14 protein-coding genes and 5 tRNA genes are annotated in these 16,705 nt (G+C 63.9%); 6 read left to right on the top strand and 13 right to left on the bottom strand.

Translation table 11 applies throughout. The features are described from left to right. Positions 1-100 precede the first annotated feature (100 nt). Entirely contained in the window at positions 101-2,314 is a 2,214-nt protein-coding gene (locus HU760_RS24330; RefSeq protein ID WP_186680569.1) for a DNA internalization-related competence protein ComEC/Rec2, read from the bottom strand. 142 nt (positions 2,315-2,456) lie between these two features. Between HU760_RS24330 and HU760_RS24325 the strand changes: the two genes are divergently transcribed. After that, complete coding sequence (locus HU760_RS24325; RefSeq protein WP_186680572.1) at positions 2,457-3,083, top strand: DUF2062 domain-containing protein; 627 nt, start codon at positions 2,457-2,459, stop codon at positions 3,081-3,083. On the opposite strand, the gene HU760_RS24320 is transcribed toward HU760_RS24325, so the two are convergent. The 3 genes from HU760_RS24320 to HU760_RS24310 all read right to left on the bottom strand — a co-directional run bounded on the left by HU760_RS24320 (position 2,967) and on the right by HU760_RS24310 (position 5,444). Continuing rightward, positions 2,967-3,746, bottom strand: coding sequence for an ABC transporter permease (locus HU760_RS24320; RefSeq protein WP_186680575.1), 780 nt, complete (start codon positions 3,744-3,746; stop codon positions 2,967-2,969). The two genes, HU760_RS24325 and HU760_RS24320, sit on opposite strands and share 117 nt — an antisense overlap. Then, complete coding sequence (locus HU760_RS24315) at positions 3,743-4,675, bottom strand: ABC transporter ATP-binding protein (RefSeq protein ID WP_186680577.1); 933 nt, start codon at positions 4,673-4,675, stop codon at positions 3,743-3,745. The genes HU760_RS24320 and HU760_RS24315 overlap by 4 nt, the downstream gene beginning before the upstream one ends. Positions 4,676-4,820: 145 nt before the next feature. After that, the gene (locus HU760_RS24310; RefSeq protein WP_186680580.1) at positions 4,821-5,444 is read right to left on the bottom strand and encodes a glutathione S-transferase; all 624 of its coding nucleotides are present in this window, start codon (positions 5,442-5,444) and stop codon (positions 4,821-4,823) included. A gap of 221 nt (positions 5,445-5,665) precedes the next feature. Here HU760_RS24310 and HU760_RS24305 point away from each other — a divergent pair, with 221 nt between their 5' ends. Both HU760_RS24305 and HU760_RS24300 read left to right on the top strand, forming a co-directional pair. Then, positions 5,666-8,113 (top strand): acyl-CoA dehydrogenase, encoded by a 2,448-nt coding sequence (locus HU760_RS24305; protein ID WP_186680583.1) that lies wholly within the window; start codon positions 5,666-5,668, stop codon positions 8,111-8,113. 90 nt (positions 8,114-8,203) lie between these two features. Next, positions 8,204-8,617 (top strand): PA2817 family protein, encoded by a 414-nt coding sequence (locus tag HU760_RS24300; RefSeq protein WP_186680585.1) that lies wholly within the window; start codon positions 8,204-8,206, stop codon positions 8,615-8,617. Between the two features lie 103 nt (positions 8,618-8,720). Here the strand turns inward: HU760_RS24300 and HU760_RS24295 are convergent. The 5 genes from HU760_RS24295 to HU760_RS24275 all read right to left on the bottom strand — a co-directional run bounded on the left by HU760_RS24295 (position 8,721) and on the right by HU760_RS24275 (position 9,282). After that, a tRNA-Gly gene (locus HU760_RS24295) sits at positions 8,721-8,796 on the bottom strand. Between the two features lie 86 nt (positions 8,797-8,882). Further along, positions 8,883-8,958 (bottom strand) — tRNA-Gly (locus HU760_RS24290). 3 nt (positions 8,959-8,961) lie between these two features. Continuing rightward, a tRNA-Glu gene (locus HU760_RS24285) sits at positions 8,962-9,037 on the bottom strand. Positions 9,038-9,126: 89 nt separating this feature from the next. After that, a tRNA-Gly gene (locus HU760_RS24280) sits at positions 9,127-9,202 on the bottom strand. A gap of 4 nt (positions 9,203-9,206) precedes the next feature. Beyond that, positions 9,207-9,282 (bottom strand) — tRNA-Glu (locus tag HU760_RS24275). Between the two features lie 285 nt (positions 9,283-9,567). Here HU760_RS24275 and HU760_RS24270 point away from each other — a divergent pair. Further along, complete coding sequence (locus HU760_RS24270) at positions 9,568-10,335, top strand: hypothetical protein (RefSeq protein ID WP_186677854.1); 768 nt, start codon at positions 9,568-9,570, stop codon at positions 10,333-10,335. A 120-nt stretch (positions 10,336-10,455) separates the two neighbouring features. On the opposite strand, the gene HU760_RS24265 is transcribed toward HU760_RS24270, so the two are convergent. Further along, positions 10,456-10,938 (bottom strand): GAF domain-containing protein, encoded by a 483-nt coding sequence (locus tag HU760_RS24265; protein WP_186677855.1) that lies wholly within the window; start codon positions 10,936-10,938, stop codon positions 10,456-10,458. Continuing rightward, on the bottom strand, positions 10,939-11,826 hold the full coding sequence (locus tag HU760_RS24260) for an ATP-binding protein (protein WP_186677857.1): 888 nt from the start codon (positions 11,824-11,826) through the stop codon (positions 10,939-10,941). Between the two features lie 134 nt (positions 11,827-11,960). On the opposite strand from HU760_RS24260, the gene HU760_RS24255 reads away from it, so the two are divergent. Continuing rightward, a complete protein-coding gene (locus HU760_RS24255) occupies positions 11,961-14,318 on the top strand; it encodes a hybrid sensor histidine kinase/response regulator (protein WP_186677859.1) in 2,358 nt (785 codons plus the stop codon). Here HU760_RS24255 and HU760_RS24250 read toward each other — a convergent pair. Together HU760_RS24250 and msrB are read right to left on the bottom strand one after the other, a co-directional pair. Beyond that, positions 14,308-14,796, bottom strand: a complete 489-nt coding sequence (locus HU760_RS24250) for a glutathione peroxidase (RefSeq protein WP_186677861.1) — start codon at positions 14,794-14,796, stop codon at positions 14,308-14,310. The two genes, HU760_RS24255 and HU760_RS24250, sit on opposite strands and share 11 nt — an antisense overlap. 14 nt (positions 14,797-14,810) lie before the next feature. Then, on the bottom strand, positions 14,811-15,206 hold the full coding sequence (gene msrB / locus HU760_RS24245) for a peptide-methionine (R)-S-oxide reductase MsrB (protein ID WP_112251862.1): 396 nt from the start codon (positions 15,204-15,206) through the stop codon (positions 14,811-14,813). Between the two features lie 167 nt (positions 15,207-15,373). Between msrB and HU760_RS24240 the strand changes: the two genes are divergently transcribed. Further along, positions 15,374-16,585 (top strand): pyridoxal phosphate-dependent aminotransferase, encoded by a 1,212-nt coding sequence (locus HU760_RS24240; protein ID WP_170028882.1) that lies wholly within the window; start codon positions 15,374-15,376, stop codon positions 16,583-16,585. Positions 16,586-16,705: the final 120 nt, after the last annotated feature.

The raw sequence follows: 16,705 nt of genomic DNA, 5'->3' as shown, positions 1-16,705 counted from the left end.
CAAATGTGGGAGCGGATTTATCCGCGATGCGCCGCGCGGGCGGCGCTCGATCTCACAGGCGCTGAAAATCCAAAGGCAAGCCCCTGCAAGCCACTGCACCCTACCGTGCCGAATCCCGCCAAAACCGTCGCTGTTCCCGCACGCTTTCAACCGCCCCCTGACGCCCCAACACCAACCGCAACGCCCCCTCCACCGCCGTGTCATGCATCATCACCCCATGCCGCCGATAACGTTCGACCACCTGCGCATGTGGGTGCCCGAAGCTGTTGTTGCGCCCTCGCGAGATCAGCACCCCACGTGGCGCCGTGGCACGGATGAAGGCCTCGGTGGAAGAGCTGCGGCTACCATGGTGCGGCGCCTGCAGCCAATCGATACGGGGTGTGTCGGTGGCCGCCAGCCAGGCCTGCTCGGCAGCGGCCTCCATATCGCCTGCCAGCAGCAGGCGCTCGCCCTGCGCCTCGACCCGCAACACGCAGGACCGGTCATTGCTGCTTTGCCCGTCAGCCCAGCGCCATAGCGAAAAATGCACACCATCCCATTGCCATTGCTCACCACTGGCGCACGGCTGTAGGTGAAGATTTTCCAGCGCTTCCCCACCAATGGCCCGCCGGACCGGCAAGCCACGCTGTATGGCCACGGCACCGCCGGCATGGTCGGCGTGGGCGTGGCTGACCAGCAGCAGGTCCAGGCGGCGCACCCCCAGCTTGCGCAGGGTCGGCAGCACCACCCGTTCGCCCAGGTCGGTGTCGCCCCTGGCCGGCCCGGCGTCGTACAGCAGGTCGTGATGCCGCGTACGCAACAGCACCGCCAGGCCCTGGCCGACATCCAGCTGCCAGACCTCGACTTGCCCGAACGGCACTGTTGCCTTGGGCACCCAAAGTGCCAGCAGCATGACCCCACCCAGGCCACGCAGCGGCACCCCACGGGGCAGCAGCAATAGCCACGAGCCCAGGCAGACCAGCAGCCAGGCCCACCACGGCAGGGCTGGCGGCAGCCACGCCGGGCGCTGCTGCGCCACCAGCGCCAGCAGCCGGAACAACCCGTCGAGCAAACCACCCGCCAACCACAACAGTGCCTCGCCTACCCCGCCCAGCGGCAGCAGCACCGTACCCAGCAACGCCAACGGCAGTACCGCCACGCTGACCCAGGGCACCGCCACGAGGTTGGCCAGCGGTGCGCTCAGGCTCACCGGCAAGCCGGTGGCCAGCAGCACGGGCAGCAAACCGATGGCGATCACCCATTGCGCCCGCGTCCAGGCCTGCCATGGGCGCCAGCCGCCCAGCCGCGCGCTGAAGCAATAGACAAGCGTGGCCACCGCCGCAAACGACAGCCAGAAACCGGGCAGCAGCGCCGCCAGCGGCTCAACCAGCAGCACGGCAATCAGCGCCAGCAGCAGCGGCAAGGTCGCGCCAAGATGACGAAAGCGCAGGCGCCAGAGCAGCACCACGGCGAGCATCAGGCAGGCACGCTGCACCGGGACACCGGCACCGGCCAGCCAGCCGTAGGCCAGCGCCGCCGTCATGGCCAGACCACACGCCCAGGGCAACCAGGGCAGCCGTGCCGGCCACAGCCCCCAACGCGCCAGCCCAGCGACCAGGCCATACAGCAAGCCAGCGACCAGGCCGATGTGCTGGCCGGAAATCACCAGCAGGTGCACCGTACCGGTAGCCTGCAGCGTCTGCCAGTCCTGCCGCGCCAGGCCCGTGCCGTCGCCGAGCACCAAGGCTACCAAGGCGGCCTGGCGACCATGGGCGTCGACCGCCAGCAGGCGCTGGCGCAGGCGGTCACGCCAGCCCCCGGCAACCGGCGCCAGCAGTTGCCCGGCCTTGACCGAGCCGGTGGCACCGATCCGCCGCGCCAGCAATTGGGCTTCCAGGTCCGGCCCATGTGGGTTGAGCAACCCGGCCGGGCGCTGCAAGGTCACCGCCAGCCGCCACTGCTCCCCCGCGCGCAGCGGTGGCCCGTCGAACCAGCTCAACTGCAGGCGCTGCGGCAGTTCGGCCCGCCGCGAACGGGCCCCTTGCAGCTCGAAGCGCACCCCCTGCGCCGTGCGGGTCGGCAGGCCAACCACCCGGCCCTCCAGCCACAAGGTACGGCCCTCCAGCCCTGGCGCCAGGCGATCATCCAGGGCCGCCTGCGCCGAGCCAAGCGCCCAGCACAGGCCCAGCAGGAAGCAACCCGGCGGCCACAGGCGGGTGAACAGGCAGACGCCAGCGCCAATTGCCAGCAGCACCAGCCATCCGACCGACGGCAACGCGGGGAAAAAGCCCAGGCACAATAGCCCGAGCGCGAGCGCAAACATCCCTGTGCGCATGAGGTAGAGCTCCAGAAGCGAAATCACCTTCTGAGGCATAGCCCAATTGTCGGCAACGCTTGCTCAACAATTGTCACAAACTCTAAACGAGGCTGAACGGGAATCAGGGCATACTGCCCGGATCAACGCTCCGGGAGCCTACATGCCGCGCCGACTTTTCAAACGCTACATGCCGGATCCGACCAGCATTCGCGAACACAAGTCCTTACGCTTTTTTGGCAAGCTGCTGCACGATCCGAACCTCTGGCACCTGAACCGGCACTCGGTAGCGCGGGCCATGGGTGTTGGCCTATTCGCGGCCCTCATACCCATTCCCATGCAGATGCTGCTGGCGGCTGCACTGGCGATTCCGGTGCGCGGCAACCTGCCGATTGCTGTCAGCCTGGTATGGCTGACCAACCCGCTGACCATGCCACCGGTGTTCTTCGTCACTTACATGACCGGCGCCTGGTTGATGCAGGTTCCACCGCGCAGCCTGCCCGACGAGCTGACCTTCGCCTGGATCAGCGACCAGTTGGCCACGCTGTGGCAGCCATTCCTGCTGGGCTCGCTGGTGTGCGGGGTGGTGCTGGGTGTCGTCGCCTACTTCACGACCCTGCTGTACTGGCGCTGGTGGATTGGCCGGCAGTGGCGCCGGCGCAAGCTCAGGTGTTCAGGCGCGCATGCCGCGGCCGCTGACCAGCAGGCGAACGCACAGCAGGTAGAGCACCGCAGTGGCGACCAGCATGAAGGTAATCGCCGTGCCAATGCTGATGTCCGACACCCCTAGGATGCCGTAGCGGAACGAGTTGACCATGTGCAGCACCGGGTTGGCCAGCGACACGGTCTGCCAGAACGGCGGCAGCAGGTTGATCGAATAGAACACCCCGCCCAGGTAGGTCAGCGGTGTCAGTACGAAGGTCGGGATGATCGAGATATCGTCGAAGTTGCGCGCGAACACGGCGTTGACGAAGCCCAGCAACGAGAAGATGGTGGCGGTCAGCAGCACCACGACCACGGTCACGCCCAGGTGGTGCACCTGCAGGTGGGTGAAGAACAGCGACAGGAAGGTCACGATCACCCCCACCGCCAAGCCACGCAGTACCCCACCCAGCACATAGCCGATGAGGATGGTGTGCGGCGATACCGGCGATACCATCAGCTCTTCGATCGAACGCTGGAACTTGCTGCCGAAGAAGCTCGACACCACGTTGCCGTAGGAGTTGGTGATCACCGACATCATGATCAGCCCCGGCACGATGTACTCCATGTAGCTGAAGCCACCCATGTCGCCGATCTGTCGGCCGATCAGGTTACCGAAGATGACGAAGTACAGGACCATGGTGATCGCAGGTGGCAGCAGGGTCTGCGGCCAGATGCGCAGGAAGCGCCGCACTTCACGGTAGACGATGGTGTTCAGGGCGACCCAGTTGGTGCGCAGTTCCACATTCATACCGCCACCCTCGACAGGTTTTTCTCCACCAGGGACACGAACAGCTCCTCGAGTCGGTTGGTCTTGTTACGCAGGCTTTGCACCTCGATGTTCTGCAGCGCCAGCTGGCCGAACAAGGCGGTGATGCCGATGTCCTTGTCCACTTGCACTTCCAGGGTGTGCGGGGTCAGCAGGCGGCAGGGGTAGCCCTGCAGCGCTGGCGCCGTGGCCAGGTCGTGCTTGAGGTCAAGGACGAAGGTTTCGACATGCAGCTTGCCCAACAGTTGGCGCATGCTGGTGTTCTCGACGATGGTGCCGTGGTCGATGATGCCGATGTTGCGGCACAGCTGCTCGGCCTCTTCCAGGTAATGGGTGGTGAGGATGATGGTGATGCCTTTCTGGTTCAGCTCGGTGAGGAAGCTCCACATCGAGCGACGCAGTTCGATGTCCACGCCGGCAGTGGGCTCGTCGAGAATCAGCAGGCGCGGTTCGTGGATCAGTGCACGGGCGATCATCAGGCGGCGCTTCATGCCGCCGGACAGCGACCGCGACGGCACGTCACGCTTGTCCCACAGGCCCAGCTGGGTCAGGTACTGCTCGGCGCGGGCCTTGGCCACCTTGGACGGGATGCCGTAGTACCCGGCCTGGGTCACGACGATGTCGAACGTCTTCTCGAACTGGTTGAAGTTGAATTCTTGCGGCACCACGCCCAGGCAGCGCTTGAGCGCGGCAGGTTCGCGATCGAGGTCATGGCCGAAAACGTTGACCGTCCCGCTGGTCTTGTTGACCAAGGTCGAGAGGATGCCGATGGTAGTGGACTTGCCGGCGCCGTTGGGGCCGAGCAAGGCGAAGAAATCGCCTTCGGCAACATCCAGATCGATGCCCTTGAGGGCCTGGAAGCCGTTGCCGTAGGTCTTGGTCAGCTGTCGGATCGACAGGGCGGAACTCATAGCGGGTCACTTACCAGAGGAAAAGGTGCAGGACACGCCAGGCAAAGTCACTGGCGCAGTGAGTGCGGCCAATGGTGCTTGGCCTGGCCGCACAAGTACAGTCACATGTATTGATAATGACTATCGAAGCATGCGTGGTGTTCGATCAGGTCAACGCAGTCATCACTGCGGCCTGGTAGGCCGGGCGCGCCTTGAGGCGCTCGTACCAGGCGTGCAGGTGGTGCATGGGCGGGCGCTCGATCGGCATTTCGAACCAGGCGTAGATGAAGCTGCCCAGTGGGATGTCGCCCATGCCGATGCGCTCTCCGGACAGGTATGGCTGCTTGGCCAGGGTGTCATCGACGATGGCCAGCAATGCGGCGCATTGCTTGTGCGCGGCATTGATCGCCACCCAGTCACGCTGGTCTTCGGGGGTGCGCAGCAGGCCCCAGAACAACGGGCGGAACGGGCCGGCGAAGGACGAGGTGGTCCAGTCCATCCACTTGTCGGCCAGGGCGCGCTGGCGTGGGTCCTGGAGATACCAGCCCTGCTCCGCGCCGTACTCGGCGCACAGGTAGCGGACGATGGTATTGGATTCCCACAGGGTCAGGTCAGCGTCTTCGAGCATCGGCACCAGGCCGTTGGGGTTGCGGGCCCGGTAGTGCGGCTCATTGACCACGCCGAAGGCGCCACCGGCGTCGATGGACTCGAAGTCCAGGCCCAGCTCGTGGGCGATCCACAGCGCCTTGCGCACATTGCTCGAATTCTTGCGGCCCCAGATCTTCAGCATGGCAACGTCCTTATGAAATGCGGAGGTGGCACAGTCTACTCCAGAGTTTTGTTGCCTGTACCGGCCCAATCGCTGGTTGCCGGCGATTGGGCCGGTACAGGACAAGGCGCGCTGAAACTCCCGGCGCCCCACCCTTGTCACTGTTCTGACCCTGTCGTCCACAGCGTTGCGTCTAAGCTATCCGGGACGGCTCAAGCCCCTGGTTCCAAGGAGGACCGATTATGTTGCTGTTGTGGTTGGTGGTATTGGTGGTCGGCGCAGCGTACCTCACGCACCGGCGCCTGGCGCCCTTGCAGATTCTCGGCATCATGGCGGCCTACGTGCTGCTGATGAGCATTTTCAGCCCGGCCCCCGGCTGGCTGCTGACCCTGATCTGGCTCGTGCTGGCCCTGAAAATTGCCCTGGTGGCACTGCCGGAATGGCGCCGCAAGGTTTTCACCGGCCCGGTATTCAACTGGTTCCAGCGCACCCTGCCGCCAATGTCGCAGACCGAGCGCGAAGCGATCGACGCCGGCACCGTGTGGTGGGACGGCGAGCTGTTCAGCGGCCGCCCCGACTGGCGCACCCTGCTCGCCTACCCGGCACCGCAGTTGAGCGAGGAAGAACAGGCCTTCCTCGACGGCCCGACGGAACAGCTCTGTGCCATGGTCAGCGACTGGCAGATCGGCCAGGACATGGACCTGCCACCCGAAGCCTGGGCGCATATCAAGCAACATGGCTTCTTCGCCCTGATCATCCCCAAGGAATATGGCGGCAAAGGCTTCTCGGCCTATGCCCACTCCCAGGTGGCAATGAAACTGGCGACCCGCAGTGGCGACCTGGCGTCCACGGTGATGGTACCCAACTCCCTCGGCCCGGCCGAACTGCTGCTGCACTACGGCACCGACGAACAACGCAACCACTACCTGCCACGCCTGGCCCGTGGCGAGGAAATTCCCTGCTTTGCCCTGACCGGCCCGCTGGCCGGCTCCGACGCTGGCGCCATGCCCGACAGCGGCGTGGTGTGCAAGGGCCAGTGGCAGGGTGAAGAAGTCCTCGGCCTGCGCCTCAACTGGGAAAAGCGCTACATCACCCTCGGCCCGGTCGCGACCTTGCTGGGCCTGGCATTCAAGGCCTACGACCCGGACCACCTGCTGGGTGAACAGGAAGAGCTAGGCATCAGCCTGGCCCTGGTCCCGACCGACACCCCCGGCGTAGACATCGGCAAGCGTCACCTGCCACTGGGCGCCGCGTTCATGAACGGCCCCAATAGCGGCAAGGACGTATTCGTGCCGCTGAGCTTCCTCATCGGCGGCCAGGCCATGCTCGGCAAAGGTTGGATGATGCTGATGAATTGCCTGTCGGTCGGCCGCTCCATCTCCCTGCCCGCCGTGGGCACTGGCGCGGCCAAGTACACCAGCCTGGTCACCGGCCAGTACGCCAACATCCGCGAACAATTCAATGTGCCGCTGGCGGCCTTCGAGGGCATTCAGGAATCGCTGGCGCGCATCGGCGGCAACGCCTGGCTGATGGACAGCGCCCGCCTGCTGACCGCCAAGGCCGTCGACCTGGGCGAGAAGCCATCGGTACTGTCGGCAATCCTCAAGTATCACCTGACCGAGCGTGGGCGCGAATGCATCCAGCACGCCATGGACGTGCACGGCGGCAAAGGCATCATCATGGGCCCCAGCAACTATCTGGGCCGCAACTGGCAGGGCGCGCCAATCTTCATCACCGTGGAAGGTGCCAATATCCTCTCGCGCAATTTGATGATCTTTGGCCAGGGTGCCATCCGCTGCCATCCGTTCGTGCTCAGGGAAATGGCCCTGGCCGGGCGCGAGGACCGCGACCAGGCATTGCAGGAATTCGACGGCCTGCTGATGCAGCACATCATGTTCGCTGCCGGCAACGCGGCCAGCACATTGGTGTTCAACCTGGGGCTGGGCCGCCTGGAAAACGTGCCGGGTGACACCTTGAGCCAAGGTTATTTCCGCGCCTTGAACCGCCAGGCCGCAGCCTTTGCGCTGCTGGCGGACTTGTCGATGATGCTGCTGGGCGGCGCACTCAAGCGCCGCGAACGGCTGAGCGCACGGCTGGGCGATGTGCTGAGCTACCTGTACCTGTCCAGTGCCGCGCTCAAGCGCTACCACGACCTGGGCGCGCCGGAACACATGCAGCCGCTGCTGCGCTGGGCCATGGAAGAAAGCCTGGGCCAGGCGGAACACGCCCTGGACCGCTTGCTCGACAACTTCCCCAACCGTTTTGTCGGCTGTGCACTGCGGGTTCTGGTATTCCCCTTCGGCCGCCGCCATACCGGGCCGAGTGACGAGCTGGATGCGGAGGTCGCAGCACTGATTGGCCGCAACAAGGGCGATCCGGCGCTGGAGGAATTGCTCGCAGGCTGCTTCAGGCCACAGGCCGAGGGCGACCCGGTGGCGGCGCTGCAACGCGCCAGCGACTTGCTGGACGAGGCCGCCCCGCTTTACAAGGCGCTGCATCAGGCGATCAGGGACGGCAAGGTGCAACCTGTACCCGGCCAGTCGGCCATCGATGCCGCCGTCGACAGCGGCATGCTGCAGCCCGGCGAAGGGCAACGCTTGCACGCAGCGGAACAGGCGCGCCGCGCAGTGATCGATGTCGATGCCTTCGACAAGGCCCAGTTGTTGGCGGAACCGGGCAAGGTTCGCTGATCTGCACTGCCGGGGAGGGGCTGCTTTGCGGCCCCTTCCCCATCCCGCGTATACTCCGCGCCCGTTTCGACCATACCGAGGACCGCCACCATGGCCACCCCCCATCTGGAATACCATCTGCAATTGCTGAATCACCTGCGTACCATCCTGGTCGCCCTGGGTGAAGCGGATCAGGTACCGGAGGAAAGCCACGCCCTGTTCCTCGAACGCTTCGACGAACTGCTGACCCTGCTGCCGCAAGACCCACTGCAAAGCCAGTACCTGGGCCAGGACCTGATCTGCCAGGTGATTCAGCGCTACCCGCAGATCGCGCACCTGGTACCCCGCGACTTGCTGTGGTTCTTTGCCGGTGACTGCCTGCACTTCATGCCCGACGAAGAGCTGGCGCTGTACCAGCAGCTGGAAGAGCGCCGCTACGAAGCCGAGCAGGCCGGCGAACCGTTCGACTGGAACCTGGAAAAGCAGCTGCTCGGCGCCCAGCAAGGCCCCGCGAGCACGCACTGACGGCAACGCGCAGGCTGCGATGCAACACGCGCAGCCTGTTTACCCGGGCATTTTCAAGGGGCAAAAAAAAACGCCACCTCACAAGAGGTGGCGTTTTCTAGATTGGAGCGGGAAACGAGACTCGAACTCGCGACCCCGACCTTGGCAAGGTCGTGCTCTACCAACTGAGCTATTCCCGCAATTTGAAGCTTTACCGCTAATCGGCGTGAAGCGCCTTTACGACCCTCACCACCACTGCACCGTACGAACGCCACAGTATTTAAACTGGAGCGGGAAACGAGACTCGAACTCGCGACCCCGACCTTGGCAAGGTCGTGCTCTACCAACTGAGCTATTCCCGCATTTGGCGTCCCCTAGGGGACTCGAACCCCTGTTACCGCCGTGAAAGGGCGGTGTCCTAGGCCACTAGACGAAGGGGACACACAGCACTTTTCAGTGCACCAGAACAGAACCTCACGATCCGGCCTGGATTTTCTTTTCCTGCCTCGCCGAAGCGCTGCCGGATAAACTGGAGCGGGAAACGAGACTCGAACTCGCGACCCCGACCTTGGCAAGGTCGTGCTCTACCAACTGAGCTATTCCCGCAATTTGGCGTCCCCTAGGGGACTCGAACCCCTGTTACCGCCGTGAAAGGGCGGTGTCCTAGGCCACTAGACGAAGGGGACACGCTGCTGGCATCGCTGCCTGCTTTCACTCCCTGCCGCGTTTCGCTGTGTGCTTTACGCTGCAAGTGGCGCGCATTCTATGGATGGTTCGTAGAGGCGTCAACCCCTTTGTAGAAATTTATTTAAATCAACGACTTCCGGGTGCGGGGTGCAGATCTGGAGGCGGCGGCCGATATAAGGAAAGCCTGCCCGCAAAGCGCGCCGGCAGAGGACACGGCGGCTGTTCGTCCCCAGGCGAACTTACTACACTCAAGGGTGTGATTCTTCTTCAACGAGGCATTAACGGTGACACCACTTCTGATCACCCTGCTCATCGTGGCGGGTATCGCGTTGCTGATCGTGATCGGCTACCTCAACAATGTTGTCGAGAACAGCAAGCTCGAGCGCGCCCGGCTGAAAGTCGAGCTGGCCGACCGCCTGCGCCGTTGTGGCGAAATCACCGAGACCTTCCCCGGCCAGTTCATGACCCCGGCGCTGAAGCTGCTGCTGACCCGCCTGGAACTCAACCTCACCCAGCGCCAGCTGGCGCTGGACAAGCACAGCGCCGAACTCAAGGCACGCATTGCCGAACTGGAAGGGCTGATTGCCCTGGGCGGGAAGATTGCGGTAAACAACCCGCCCAGCCCGATCCAGACCGAGGCCAAGGCCAAGGACGTGCGCTTTCTGCTGGAGGCGCTGCACAACCAGGTGACCCGCGCCGCCCAGGAAGGCTTCCTGCCCACCCCCGAGGCCAAGCACTGGGTCAGGGAAATCCGCCATATCCTGGTGCTGCTGCATATCGAATTCTTCAACAACCTTGGCCAGCAGGCCCTGCAGAATGGCCAGCCAGGCCAGGCGCGCCTGGCCTTCGAGCGCGGCGTACAGTACCTGCGCAAGCAGCCGGAGCCAAAGGCGTATGAAGAGCAGTTGACGTATCTGGAGAAACTGCTGGCCCGGGCCAATGCCCAGGTGCTGGAAAAGATGGAGCCGGCGGAGAACGAGCAGAACGAACTGACCCAGGGGCTCAAGACCGATGACGAAGAGACCTGGAAGAAGCGGGTAATCTACGACTGATACGAAAATCATCGTGGGCTTGACCGCCCTGTCGCCGGCAAACCAGCGCCCACAGATACGGCACAAGCCTTCATTGTGGGGGGCTGACTGCCGGCGACGGGCCGGTGCAGGCAACGACAATCAGCAGTCAGTCAATTCCAGAAAAAGCGCCGCCAAGCGCTCCAACCCTAGCTGATCCACTTCGCTGAAACGCCCGATCGTCGGGCTGTCCAGGTCCAGTACACCAATCAACCTGCCCTCCTTCACCAGCGGGATCACCAGCTCGCTATTGGACGCGCTGTCACAGGCAATATGTCCCGGGAACGCGTGCACGTCTTCTACCCGCTGGGTCTGCCGCGTCGCTGCCGCCGCTCCGCATACGCCCTTGCTGAAGGGAATGCGCACGCAGGCCACCTGGCCCTGGAACGGGCCGAGCACCAACTCTTCGTTGCGATTGAGGTAGAACCCGGCCCAGTTCAGGTCGTCCACATGGTTGTACAGAAACGCCGAGAACTGCGCGGCATTGGCGATGAAGTCACGCTCGTCGGCAAACAGCGCCTGCACTTGCGCCGCCAGCAGGTTGTAGCCGTCGAGTCCGGCGCCACTGGCATTGAGGTCGATCATTCAGTTTTGCTCCAGCAATTGCAGCCCGACCCAGTAGCGGGCGAACTGATAGGCACAGCGGCCATTACGGTTACCGCGGCCGGTAGCCCAGCGCACGGCGAGGATGTCGAGTTCTTCGGTACGCTGCCAGGTCAGGCCGGCAGGGCGTGCCAACTGGCTGATCCAGTGCTCGACCACGTCGAGGAAGTGCTCCTGTGTGAACGGGTAGAACGACAGCCACAGGCCAAAACGGTCAGACAAGGCAATCTTGTCTTCCACCGCTTCGCTGGGGTGCAGTTCACCGTCGACGCGCTTCCAGTTCTCGTTGTCACTTTCCTTCTCTGGCACCAGGTGGCGGCGGTTGGAGGTGGCGTACAGCAGCACGTTGTCTGGCGCCTGTTCGAGCGAGCCGTCGAGCACGCTCTTGAGCACCCGGTAATCACCCTCCCCGGCTTCGAACGACAGGTCGTCGCAAAACAGGATGAAGCGCTGCGGCAGTTTCTGCAGCTGCTCGACCACGCGTGGCAGGTCGGCAAGGTGATCACGTTCGATTTCGATCAGGCGCAAGCCGGCAGTGGCGTGTTCGGCCAGCAGGGCGCGTACCAGCGACGACTTGCCGGTACCGCGCGAGCCCCACAGCAGCGCATGGTTGGCGGGCATGCCGTTGATGAACTGGCGGGTGTTGCGGCCCAGCTGGTCACGCTGCTGGTCGACACCGATCAGGTCACTCAGGCGGATGTCCAGGCTGACCTCCAGCGGCAGCAGGTAGCCGCTGCGACCATCGCGCTGCCAGCGCGCGGCCAGGGTGGAGCCCCAGTCGATGTCCGGGCGTGGTGCCGGCAACAACGGGCCGAGGCGCGCCAGTAGCGATTCGGCGCGGTCCAGGAAAGCTATCAAGCGGGCGTCCATGACGACTCCTACGGATTCAGATTCAAGGCTGCCGTGCCGGCCTCTTCGCGGCTTCAGCCGCGGCCGGCACTGACAATCGAGCAATTCAAGGCTGAATGTGCGACAGACCCACCAGCAGCCGGGGTTGATCGGCTATGCTTGCGCTGCGCAAGGAACGTGGAACCGGCTCGGGACTCATGGATATCAAGTTCACCAATCGCCTGTCATACAAGCAAGCCCGGTTGACAGTCCTGGTCGGCTTCATCCTGGGAACCTTGCTCAGTCTCATCCAGATCGGCATCGATTATGCCAGCGAAGACGCGTCCATCAACCGAGAAGTGCGCGACTTGCTGAAAATCAGCCACAACCCGGCCTCGCGCATCGCCTACAACATCGACTCGGAGCTGGCCCTGGAGTTGACCAGCGGCCTGCTGCAATCGCCGGCGATCATCCGCGCGCGGCTGAGCGACAACAACGGCATGGTGCTGGCCGATGTCGAGCGCCCGCGCATGCAGGACCGCTACCGGTCACTGAGCGACTTCCTGTTCGGCGAGCAGCGCCAGTTCGAGGATCGCCTGTACCTGACCCACATGCCCGATGACTATCTCGGCAACCTGTACCTGGAAGTGGACACCTACGCCTTCGGCGCCCGCTTCCTCGACCGCGCTGGTGTCACCCTGGTTAACGGCTTTGCGCGCAGCCTGGTGCTGACCGGCATCCTGCTGGCGCTGTTCTACATGATGCTGACCAAGCCACTGGTTACCGTGATCGGCGCGCTCAGTGGCCGCGATCCGCGCAAGCCCCGGCAAACCCGCCTGGACTGCCCGCATGGTCATGAAAACGATGAAATCGGTGTGTTGGTGAAGGTCGCCAACCAGCAGTTCGTCAGCATGGCCACCGAGATCGACCAGCGCCGCAATGCGGAAAACCGCCTGACCCAGTACCTCAACGAGCTGGAAGACATCGTCTCGGCGCGGACCAATGAACTGAAAGCCAGCAACAACAGCCTGAGCCGCTCCAACCAGGAACTGGAAGAAGCCCGCCGCCGGGCTTTGGACATGGCCCAGGCGCGCTCCGCCTTCCTCGCCAACATGAGCCATGAGATCCGCACCCCGCTCAACGGCATGCTCGGCATGATCGCCCTGGCACTGGACAGCCCCTTGCCCAGCGAGCAGCGCCAGCAGCTGGCGATTGCCCATGACTCGGGCAAGGTCCTGGTCGAGCTGCTCAACGATATCCTCGATCTGTCCAAGTTCGATGCCGGCCAGCTGGAGCTGGAGCACATTCCGTTCGACATGGGCTCGATGGTCGAAGACACCGCCAACCTGCTGTCGCAGAACACTGCGCAGAGTGTCGAGCTGACCTGCCTGATCGCCCGCGACTTCCCCAGCAGTGTACTGGGCGACCCCACACGGGTGCGCCAGGTGGTCAGCAATCTGCTGTCCAACGCCCTCAAGTTCACCCGTTTCGGCCGTGTCGATGTGCGTCTGACCAGCATTGTCGGTGGCGTGCGCCTGGAAGTGCGCGATACCGGTATTGGCATCCCCGAAGAAGCCCAGGCACGGATCTTCCAGCCTTTCATCCAGGCCGGCGCCGGCATCACCCGCCAGTTTGGCGGCACCGGCCTGGGCCTGGCGCTGACGCACAACCTGTGCAAGGCCATGCAGGGCCGCCTGTACATTGATTCGCGGCCGGGCTTTGGCAGCCGCTTCAGTGCCGAGCTGCCATTGGCCGTGCACACCGAGGCCATTGCACCGGCGCCGCTGCAAGGACGGGTGGCGGCACTGAGCATGGCCGGCAGCGGGCTTGATGAATTGCTCCAGGACCTGCTGCCCGCCTGGGGGCTGGCCTATCAGCGCCATGACAGCAGCGCCACGCTGGATGCCGCCGCCATCGACCTGCTGATCACCGATGACCTCGACCGCCTGTTCGAACTGCGTCCGGCGTTGAAAACCCCGATCCTGTTGGTGACCGCCTACGGCAACTTCCTGCCCAGCGAACAATCGGTCGCCCTCGCCCCACTGCATCAACTGGCCCGACCACTGGCGCGCAACGCCCTGTACCAGACCCTGCGCCGCACCTTGCAAGGCTTCGAGCCGGAACACCCGCTCGCCAGCCCGGCCATCACCCTGGAACAGGGCCGCGCGCGGATTCTGCTAGTGGAGGACAACCCGGTGAACCAGTTGGTGGCCAAGGGCATGCTGGCCAAGCTGGGCTGCCAGGTACAACTGGCGACCCAGGGCGCCGAGGCTTTGGATATGCTGGAACAGGACACGTTCGACCTGGTGCTGATGGACTGCAACATGCCGGTGATGGATGGCTACGAGGCCAGCCGACGCATTCGCCAGAGCGGCCGCTGGCCCGACCTGCCGATCGTCGCCCTTACCGCCAATGCCATGCCCGAGGAGCGTGAACGCTGCCGGGCGGCGGGCATGAACGACTATCTGGCCAAGCCGTTCCGCCGCGAAGAGCTGCTGGCGCTGATCGACCACTGGGTGCCGGTCAACGGCTGAGCAGGCGCTCGATGTCTGCTTGCAGAGCCTGCGGCTTGGTGGTGGGGGCATAGCGCCTGACCTGGCCACTGGCCGGATCGACCAGGAACTTGGTGAAGTTCCACTTGATCTTCTGTGAACCGAGCAGGCCCGGGGCGCGCTGCTTGAGTTCGACGAACAACGGGTGGGCACCCGGGCCGTTGACCTCGACCTTGCGAAACAGCGGGAAGCTCACGCCAAAATTGCGCTCGCAGAACTGGGCGATTTCCCGCGCATCGCCCGGCTCCTGCTTGCCGAACTGGTTGCAGGGGAAGCCCAGCACCACCAGGCCACGCGCCCGGTAGGCCTGCCACAGTTGCTCCAGGCCTTTGTATTGCGGGGTAAAACCGCACTGGCTGGCGGTATTGACCACCAACAGGGCCTTGCCCGGGAAGTCACCGAGCGTCTTGTGCTCGCCGCCCAGGGTCACGCATTTGATATCCAGCATCGATTCAGCCATGTGGCGGGCTCCGGTCAGTCGCGCGGGCGCAGGTCGATGCACACCGAGTTGATGCAGTAGCGCAGGCCGGTCGGTGGCGGGCCGTCCGGGAACACATGGCCCAGGTGCGCATCGCAGCGGGCGCAGGTGACCTCGGTGCGGATCATGCCGTGGGAGGTGTCGCGAATTTCGATCATCGCGCTGTCCTCGATGGGGGCATAGAAGCTCGGCCAGCCGCAGCCGGAATCGAACTTGGTCTGTGCATCGAACAGTGGCAGGCCGCAGCAGATGCAGTGGTAGATGCCATCACGGCGCTCGCTGTTGTACTTGCCGCTGAATGGCCGCTCGGTGCCTTTGAGGCGGCATACCTGATACTGCTCGGGGTCGAGCATCGAGCGCCATTGTTCCAGGGTTTTCTCGATCTTTTGCATGTAGGGACCTCGGCAGGCTGAATTTCACTGCGCACCGTCTTTTCCGGCACGCAGGTGGCACGTATATTAGTTGGCTTCGTGTGCCAGGCGTTCAGTCTGGCACCCGCTTCCTGCCCTTTCAAACCTTTCGGCGGGGCGTAGCGCGTTTTCTCAATCGGGATCCCATCATGCAGTTCAGCAAATCGAACAAGCTCGCCAATGTCTGCTATGACATTCGCGGCCCAGTGCTCAAGCACGCCAAACGCCTGGAAGAGGAAGGCCACCGCATCCTCAAGCTGAACATCGGCAACCCGGCGCCGTTTGGCTTCGAGGCGCCTGACGAAATCCTTCAGGATGTGATCCGCAACCTGCCTACCGCGCAGGGCTACAGCGATTCCAAGGGCCTGTTCAGTGCGCGCAAGGCCGTGATGCAGTACTGCCAGCAGAAAGGCATAGAAGGCGTCACCATCGAGGACATCTACCTCGGTAACGGGGTGTCCGAGCTGATCGTCATGTCGATGCAGGCATTGCTGAACAACGGCGACGAAGTGCTGATCCCGGCCCCCGACTACCCGCTGTGGACCGCAGCCGTGAGCCTGGCCGGCGGCAAGCCGGTGCACTACCTGTGCGACGAACAGGCTGACTGGTTCCCCGACCTCGACGACATCAAGGCCAAGATCACCCCGAACACCAAGGCGCTGGTGATCATCAACCCGAACAACCCGACTGGCGCGGTGTACTCCCGCGAACTGTTGCTGGGCATGCTCGAGCTGGCCCGCCAGCACAACCTGGTGGTGTTCTCCGACGAGATCTACGACAAGATCCTCTACGACGAAGCCGTGCACATCAGCACCGCCTCGCTGGCCCCCGACCTGCTGTGCCTGACCTTCAATGGCCTGTCCAAGTCGTACCGGGTGGCGGGCTTCCGTTCCGGTTGGCTGATCATCTCGGGGCCCAAGCACCACGCCCAGAGCTATATCGAAGGCATCGACATGCTGGCCAACATGCGCCTGTGTGCCAACGTGCCGGCCCAGCATGCCATCCAGACCGCGCTGGGCGGCTACCAGAGCATCAACGACCTGGTACTGCCACCGGGCCGCCTGCTGGAACAGCGCAACCGCACCTACGAGCTGCTGAACGATATCCCCGGGGTGAGCTGCGTGAAGCCGATGGGCGCGCTGTATGCGTTCCCGAAGATCGACCCGAAGGTGTGCCCGATCCACAACGACGAGAAGTTCGTACTCGACCTGCTGTTGTCGGAAAAGCTGCTGATCGTGCAGGGGACGGCGTTCAACTGGCCATGGCCGGACCACTTCCGCGTGGTGACCTTGCCGCGGGTGGATGACCTGGAAGCGGCGATCGGGCGGATCGGCAATTTCCTGAAGGGGTATTCGCAGTAAGGTTTTACCGGGTGATAGGGGGCGGCGGGATCGCGTGTTGCCCGCGTGCCTAGGCCGTTACGCCATGGTTGGCAGCCTGGGGGCATGGCTTGGGCCTTGCGCTGCCTGGGGGATCGAGCG

The organism is Pseudomonas oryzicola, assembly GCF_014269185.2.
Taxonomy (GTDB): domain Bacteria; phylum Pseudomonadota; class Gammaproteobacteria; order Pseudomonadales; family Pseudomonadaceae; genus Aquipseudomonas; species Aquipseudomonas oryzicola.
Note: the sequence above shows the minus strand (reverse complement) of the source record. Positions and strands in the feature narration are given on the sequence as shown.

Bases quoted from the DNA above. Each gene is read 5' to 3' on its own strand.
- HU760_RS24320 (WP_186680575.1), bottom strand. From the start codon at position 3,746: ATGAATGTGGAACTGCGCACCAACTGGGTCGCCCTGAACACCATCGTC.
- HU760_RS24315 (WP_186680577.1), bottom strand. From the start codon at position 4,675: ATGAGTTCCGCCCTGTCGATCCGACAGCTGACCAAGACCTACGGCAAC.
- msrB (WP_112251862.1), bottom strand. From the start codon at position 15,206: ATGCAAAAGATCGAGAAAACCCTGGAACAATGGCGCTCGATGCTCGAC.
- HU760_RS24265 (WP_186677855.1), bottom strand. From the start codon at position 10,938: ATGATCGACCTCAATGCCAGTGGCGCCGGACTCGACGGCTACAACCTG.
- HU760_RS24300 (WP_186680585.1), top strand. From the start codon at position 8,204: ATGGCCACCCCCCATCTGGAATACCATCTGCAATTGCTGAATCACCTG.
- HU760_RS24260 (WP_186677857.1), bottom strand. From the start codon at position 11,826: ATGGACGCCCGCTTGATAGCTTTCCTGGACCGCGCCGAATCGCTACTG.
- HU760_RS24325 (WP_186680572.1), top strand. From the start codon at position 2,457: ATGCCGCGCCGACTTTTCAAACGCTACATGCCGGATCCGACCAGCATT.
- HU760_RS24255 (WP_186677859.1), top strand. From the start codon at position 11,961: ATGCTTGCGCTGCGCAAGGAACGTGGAACCGGCTCGGGACTCATGGAT.
- HU760_RS24250 (WP_186677861.1), bottom strand. From the start codon at position 14,796: ATGGCTGAATCGATGCTGGATATCAAATGCGTGACCCTGGGCGGCGAG.
- HU760_RS24310 (WP_186680580.1), bottom strand. From the start codon at position 5,444: ATGCTGAAGATCTGGGGCCGCAAGAATTCGAGCAATGTGCGCAAGGCG.
- HU760_RS24305 (WP_186680583.1), top strand. From the start codon at position 5,666: ATGTTGCTGTTGTGGTTGGTGGTATTGGTGGTCGGCGCAGCGTACCTC.
- HU760_RS24240 (WP_170028882.1), top strand. From the start codon at position 15,374: ATGCAGTTCAGCAAATCGAACAAGCTCGCCAATGTCTGCTATGACATT.
- HU760_RS24330 (WP_186680569.1), bottom strand. From the start codon at position 2,314: ATGCGCACAGGGATGTTTGCGCTCGCGCTCGGGCTATTGTGCCTGGGC.